The sequence below is a fragment of the Acinetobacter sp. UBA6720 genome, from assembly GCF_002454215.1.
GTDB lineage: Bacteria > Pseudomonadota > Gammaproteobacteria > Pseudomonadales > Moraxellaceae > Acinetobacter.
The window spans coordinates 1,259-2,634 of record NZ_DKIK01000156.1; the positions used below are offsets into that span (position 1 = coordinate 1,259).

General features: G+C 39.2%; 2 protein-coding genes and 1 pseudogene. All 3 read left to right on the forward strand.

The genetic code is table 11. From position 1 onward, the window contains the following. Positions 1–67 (forward strand): hypothetical protein (locus B4F08_RS17290; protein ID WP_414632481.1); only part of this gene is annotated, 67 nt, incomplete at its 5' end. A 30-nt stretch (positions 68–97) separates the two neighbouring features. Beyond that, a complete protein-coding gene (gene kdsA / locus B4F08_RS13795) occupies positions 98–955 on the forward strand; it encodes a 3-deoxy-8-phosphooctulonate synthase (protein WP_002121042.1) in 858 nt (285 codons plus the stop codon). A gap of 63 nt (positions 956–1,018) precedes the next feature. After that, positions 1,019–1,376: pseudogene (gene eno / locus B4F08_RS13800) on the forward strand (phosphopyruvate hydratase); the annotation flags it as partial.

The window sequence follows — 1,376 nt, forward strand, 5'->3', positions numbered from 1 at the left end:
TGATGGACATCCATTATTTGCTAGTTTTATTGACGCTGCAAAAACACAGCATCAAAAAAGTAAATAATGCGATTTTAAATAAACTGGGAAAGTTTAAATGTCACAATTAAAACCACAAGAAGTTGTACGTTTAGGCGATATACAAATGGCAAATCATTTGCCATTTGTATTATTTGGCGGAATGAACGTACTTGAATCAAAAGATTTAGCTTTTGAAATTGCAGAAACCTATGTTGATATTTGCAAACGCTTAGATATTCCTTATGTATTTAAAGCGAGTTTCGATAAAGCAAATCGTTCTAGTCTGCATTCATTCCGTGGTCCTGGACTTGAAAAAGGTATCGAATGGTTAGGTGATATTAAAAAACATTTTAATGTTCCTATCATTACTGATGTGCACGAGCCATATCAGGCTGCACCAGTTGCAGAAGTAGCCGATATTATTCAATTACCCGCTTTCTTAAGTCGTCAGACTGATCTTGTCGAGGCGATGGCGAAAACACAGGCTATTATTAATATTAAGAAAGCCCAGTTTTTAGCACCTCATGAAATGCGCCATATCCTGCACAAATGTTTAGAAGCAGGAAACGACAAACTTATTCTTTGTGAACGTGGTTCAGCATTTGGTTATAACAATCTTGTTGTAGATATGCTTGGCTTTGACACAATGAAAGAAATGAATGTGCCAGTTTTCTTTGACGTGACACATGCATTACAAACCCCTGGTGGTCGTTCTGACTCAGCAGGTGGTCGTCGTGCTCAAATTACAACTTTAGCACGCGCTGGAATGGCAACTGGTTTGGCTGGATTGTTCTTGGAAGGACACCCAGACCCAGAACATGCAAAATGTGATGGACCTTGTGCATTACGTATGTCGCAACTTGAACCGTTCTTGGCACAAATCAAAGAATTGGATACTTTAGTTAAAGGATTCAAAAAGTTAGACACCCATTGAGTTGTTTTATAACCCTTACGCTGCTTTAACCGCAGCTCATATTCATTCAAAGAGGAATTGTTCATGAGCCAAATCGTTGACATTCGTGCACGTGAAATTTTGGACTCTCGTGGTAACCCAACCATCGAAGCAGACGTAATTTTAGAATCTGGGGTTGTTGGTCGTGCATGTGCACCATCTGGTGCTTCAACTGGTTCTCGTGAAGCTTTAGAACTTCGTGACGGAGATAAATCACGTTACTTAGGTAAAGGTGTTCGTACAGCAGTTAACAATGTTAACACATTGATTCGTGACACTTTGTTGGGTAAATCAGTTTTTGAGCAAAAAGACATTGATAATACAATGATCGCGCTTGATGGCACTGAAAACAAAGAAAAATTAGGTGCAAACGCAACTTTAGCAGTTTCTTTAGCTGCTGCGC

Coding starts and splice junctions, on each gene's coding strand:
- kdsA (WP_002121042.1), top strand. CDS start 98: ATGTCACAATTAAAACCACAAGAAGTTGTACGTTTAGGCGATATACAA.